3 rRNA genes are annotated in these 5,372 nt (G+C 57.6%); all 3 read left to right on the top strand.

Annotated features, from left to right (window positions below):
- Positions 1–157: 157 nt before the first annotated feature.
- A 16S ribosomal RNA gene (locus AC507J_RS32015) occupies positions 158–1,672 on the top strand.
- Between the two features lie 386 nt (positions 1,673–2,058).
- Positions 2,059–5,171, top strand: a 23S ribosomal RNA gene (locus AC507J_RS32010).
- An 83-nt stretch (positions 5,172–5,254) separates the two neighbouring features.
- Positions 5,255–5,371: ribosomal RNA gene (rrf, locus tag AC507J_RS32005) — 5S ribosomal RNA — on the top strand.
- Together the 16S, 23S and 5S rRNA genes form the textbook arrangement of a ribosomal RNA operon.
- Position 5,372: the final 1 nt, after the last annotated feature.

Raw genomic sequence — 5,372 nt, 5'->3', positions numbered from 1 at the left:
TGGTGTGTGGTTGTTCTTTGAGAACTCAACAGGGTGCTTGATAAGCCAGTGCCAATTTGTTTGATACCCCGTGCTGGTCGGACCTTTTGGGGTTTGGCTGGTTTTGGGATTCCTTTGGCAACATTATGTTGCCGGGTTTGGATTGTTCAACAGGTTTTTGTTGGAGAGTTTGATCCTGGCTCAGGACGAACGCTGGCGGCGTGCTTAACACATGCAAGTCGAGCGGAAAGGCCCTTCGGGGTACTCGAGCGGCGAACGGGTGAGTAACACGTGAGCAACCTGCCCTAGGCTTTGGGATAACCCCGGGAAACCGGGGCTAATACCGAATATGACCTGCTGTCGCATGATGGTGGGTGGAAAGTTTTTCGGCTTGGGATGGGCTCGCGGCCTATCAGCTTGTTGGTGGGGTGATGGCCTACCAAGGCGACGACGGGTAGCCGGCCTGAGAGGGCGACCGGCCACACTGGGACTGAGACACGGCCCAGACTCCTACGGGAGGCAGCAGTGGGGAATATTGCACAATGGGCGGAAGCCTGATGCAGCGACGCCGCGTGAGGGATGACGGCCTTCGGGTTGTAAACCTCTTTCAGCAGGGACGAAGCGCAAGTGACGGTACCTGCAGAAGAAGCGCCGGCCAACTACGTGCCAGCAGCCGCGGTAAGACGTAGGGCGCGAGCGTTGTCCGGATTTATTGGGCGTAAAGAGCTCGTAGGCGGCTTGTCGCGTCGACTGTGAAAACCCGTGGCTCAACTGCGGGCCTGCAGTCGATACGGGCAGGCTAGAGTTCGGTAGGGGAGACTGGAATTCCTGGTGTAGCGGTGAAATGCGCAGATATCAGGAGGAACACCGGTGGCGAAGGCGGGTCTCTGGGCCGATACTGACGCTGAGGAGCGAAAGCGTGGGGAGCGAACAGGATTAGATACCCTGGTAGTCCACGCTGTAAACGTTGGGCGCTAGGTGTGGGGGGCCTCTCCGGTTCTCTGTGCCGCAGCTAACGCATTAAGCGCCCCGCCTGGGGAGTACGGCCGCAAGGCTAAAACTCAAAGGAATTGACGGGGGCCCGCACAAGCGGCGGAGCATGCGGATTAATTCGATGCAACGCGAAGAACCTTACCTGGGTTTGACATCGCCGGAAATCCTGCAGAGATGTGGGGTCCTTCGGGGCCGGTGACAGGTGGTGCATGGCTGTCGTCAGCTCGTGTCGTGAGATGTTGGGTTAAGTCCCGCAACGAGCGCAACCCTTGTTCGATGTTGCCAGCGCGTTATGGCGGGGACTCATCGAAGACTGCCGGGGTCAACTCGGAGGAAGGTGGGGATGACGTCAAGTCATCATGCCCCTTATGTCCAGGGCTTCACGCATGCTACAATGGCCGGTACAATGGGCTGCGATACCGTGAGGTGGAGCGAATCCCAAAAAGCCGGTCTCAGTTCGGATCGGGGTCTGCAACTCGACCCCGTGAAGTCGGAGTCGCTAGTAATCGCAGATCAGCAACGCTGCGGTGAATACGTTCCCGGGCCTTGTACACACCGCCCGTCACGTCACGAAAGTCGGCAACACCCGAAGCCGGTGGCCCAACCCTTGTGGAGGGAGCCGTCGAAGGTGGGGCTGGCGATTGGGACGAAGTCGTAACAAGGTAGCCGTACCGGAAGGTGCGGCTGGATCACCTCCTTTCTAAGGAGCACCATCCAGCGAAGGCTGGTATGGAGCCCGCGGCCTGCGGATGTCGGGTCGGGGTGCTCGATGGCGGAGACACTGGTGAGTCTGTTTCTGGCAACGGCCGGCTTTTTCCTAGTACACGCTCCCTGTGGGGGGTGCAGGAATGGTGGGGTTGGTGCGGCTGGGAGTGGATGATGGGCACCCTGTTGGGTCCTGAAGGAACAACCGTTGGTTGTCTTTCAGAGGCTGGTGCGGACCGTTGTGGTTCGCTGGCTGCCAGGCACAGTCTGGCCTTGCATACCGGATGCTGCCTCCTTGGGGGGTGGGGTTGCTGGTGTGGGGTGGTGGGTTGTGGGTTGGTTGTTTGTTGAGAATTGCACAGTGGACGCGAGCATCTTTGTGGTCAAGTTGTCAAGGGCGAACGGTGGATGCCTTGGCACCAGGAGCCGATGAAGGACGTGGGAGGCCGCGATAGGCCTGGGGGAGCTGTCAACCGAGCTGTGATCCCAGGGTGTCCGAATGGGGGAACCCGGCATCAGTCATGTGATGTCACCTGCACCTGAATTCATAGGGTGTGTGGAGGGAACGCGGGGAAGTGAAACATCTCAGTACCCGTAGGAAGAGAAAACAATAGTGATTCCGTGAGTAGTGGCGAGCGAAAGCGGATTGAGGCTAAACCGGTTGCGTGTGATACCTGTCAGGGGTTGCGTGGTCGGGGTTGTGGGACCTCATGTGGTGGGCTGACAACCACCTAAGGAGTTACAAAGCCAGTTGTTAGCTGAATGGTCTGGAAAGGCTGACCGTAGACGGTGATAGTCCGGTAGGTTAAAGCAGCTGGTCTTCTGTGGGTGTTCCCGAGTAGCGGCGGACTCCTGAAATCTGCCGTGAATCTGCCAGGACCACCTGGTAAGCCTAAATACTTCCTGGTGACCGATAGCGGACGAGTACCGTGAGGGAATGGTGAAAAGTACCCCGGGAGGGGAGTGAAATAGTACCTGAAACCGTTCGCCTACAATCCGTCGGAGCCTTGAGGGGTGACGGCGTGCCTTTTGAAGAATGAGCCTGCGAGTTAGTGGCATGTGGCGAGGTTAACCTGTGTGGGGGAGCCGTAGCGAAAGCGAGTCTGAAGAGGGCGTTTGAGTCGCATGTTCTAGACCCGAAGCGGAGTGATCTAGCCATGGGCAGGCTGAAGCGTGGGTAAGACCGCGTGGAGGGCCGAACCCACCAACGTTGAAAAGTTGGGGGATGACCTGTGGTTAGGGGTGAAAGGCCAATCAAACTCCGTGATAGCTGGTTCTCCCCGAAATGCATTTAGGTGCAGCGTCGTGTGTTTCTTGCCGGAGGTAGAGCACTGGATGGTCTAGGGGGCCTACAAGCTTACCGAAATCAGCCAAACTCCGAATGCCGGTAAGTGAGAGCGCGGCAGTGAGACTGCGGGGGATAAGCTTCGTAGTCGAGAGGGAAACAGCCCAGATCACCAGCTAAGGCCCCTAAGCGTGTGCTAAGTGGAAAAGGATGTGGGGTCGCATAGACAACCAGGAGGTTGGCTTAGAAGCAGCCACCCTTTAAAGAGTGCGTAATAGCTCACTGGTCAAGTGGTTCCGCGCCGACAATGTAGCGGGGCTCAAGCACACCGCCGAAGCTGTGGCACTCACACGTGACTCGGTGTCTTCTTTTCGGAGGGGGCATCCAGGTGTGTGGGTGGGTAGGGGAGCGTCGTGCCGGGGGTGAAGCAGCGGGGTGACCCAGTTGTGGACGCGGCACGAGTGAGAATGCAGGCATGAGTAGCGAAAGAAGGGTGAGAAACCCTTCCGCCGGATGACCAAGGGTTCCAGGGCCAGGTTATTCCGCCCTGGGTGAGTCGGGGCCTAAGGCGAGGCCGAGAGGCGTAGTCGATGGATAACGGGTTGATATTCCCGTACCCGCGAAGGAGCGTCCCTGATGAACCTCGTTGTGCTAACCATCCGAACTTGGTGAGGTCTTCGGACTTTGCTGGGGGAGCGTGGGAACCTGGCGGGTAGTAGTCAAGCGATGGGGTGACACAGGAAGGTAGCTGAGCCCGGCCGGTGGTTGTGCCGGGGTAAGCGTGTAGGCCGTGCTGTAGGCAAATCCGCAGCACTTGTGGCTGAGACGTGATGCCGAGCCGATTCAGGTGAAGTCAGTGATCCTATGCTGTCGAGAAAAGCCTCTAGCGAGTTCCGAGCGGCCCGTACCCCAAACCGACACAGGTGGTCAGGTAGAGAATACCGAGGCGATCGGGTGAACTGTGGTTAAGGAACTCGGCAAATTGCCCCCGTAACTTAGGGAGAAGGGGGGCCGGAGACGTGAAGCCCCGTGCGGGTGGAGCGTTGTATGGCCGCAGAGAGCAGGGGGAAGCGACTGTTTACTAAAAACACAGGTCCATGCGAAGAAGTAATTCGATGTATATGGACTGACGCCTGCCCGGTGCTGGAACGTTAAGGGGACCTGTTAGCTCTTTCGGGGGCGAAGCGGAGAACTTAAGCGCCAGTAAACGGCGGTGGTAACTATAACCATCCTAAGGTAGCGAAATTCCTTGTCGGGTAAGTTCCGACCTGCACGAATGGCGTAACGACTTCCCCACTGTCTCAACCACAGGCCCGGCGAAATTGCAGTACGAGTAAAGATGCTCGTTACGCGCGGCAGGACGGAAAGACCCCGGGACCTTTACTATAGCTTGACATTGGTATCCGAATTAGCTTGTGTAGGATAGGTGGGAGCCGGTGAAGTGCATACGCCAGTATGTGTGGAGGCAATCTTGAAATACCACTCTGGTTGATTTGGGTATCTAACTTCGGGCCGTGATCCGGTTCAGGGACAGTGTCTGGTGGGTAGTTTAACTGGGGCGGTTGCCTCCTAAAGGGTAACGGAGGCGCCCAAAGGTTCCCTCAGCCTGGTTGGCAATCAGGTGTTGAGTGTAAGTGCACAAGGGAGCTTGACTGTGAGACTGACGGGTCGAGCAGGGACGAAAGTCGGGACTAGTGATCCGGCACTTGCGTGTGGAAGCGGTGTCGCTCAACGGATAAAAGGTACCCCGGGGATAACAGGCTGATCTTCCCCAAGAGTCCATATCGACGGGATGGTTTGGCACCTCGATGTCGGCTCGTCGCATCCTGGGGCTGTAGCAGGTCCCAAGGGTTGGGCTGTTCGCCCATTAAAGCGGTACGCGAGCTGGGTTTAGAACGTCGTGAGACAGTTCGGTCCCTATCCGCCGTGCGCGTAGGATACTTGAGAAGGGCTGTCCCTAGTACGAGAGGACCGGGACGGACGAACCTCTGGTGTGCCAGTTGTCCCGCCAGGGGCACGGCTGGTTAGCTACGTTCGGAAGGGATAACCGCTGAAAGCATCTAAGCGGGAAGCTCGCTTCAAGATGAGGTATCCCACCCCACTTTGTGGGGGTAAGGCCCCCAGCTAGACGACTGGGTTGATAGGCCGGAGATGTAAGCCAGGTAACTGGTTCAGTTGACCGGTACTAATAGGCCGAGGACTTGACTACAAAGGTTCTGCTCGCGTCCACTGTGTAACTCACGACAAACAAACAACCCCTACTGTGTGTGTTGTTTGATATGTTGATAGGGTTACGGCGGTTATGGCGGAGGGGAAACGCCCGGTTACATTCCGAACCCGGAAGCTAAGCCTTCCAGCGCCGATGGTACTGCACTCGGGAGGGTGTGGGAGAGTAGGACACCGCCGGACA

It is taken from the genome of Micromonospora sp. PRAS1 (assembly GCF_059553435.1).
The sequence above is the reverse complement of the archived record's forward strand: the minus strand, read 5'-3'. Positions and strand labels throughout refer to the sequence as shown.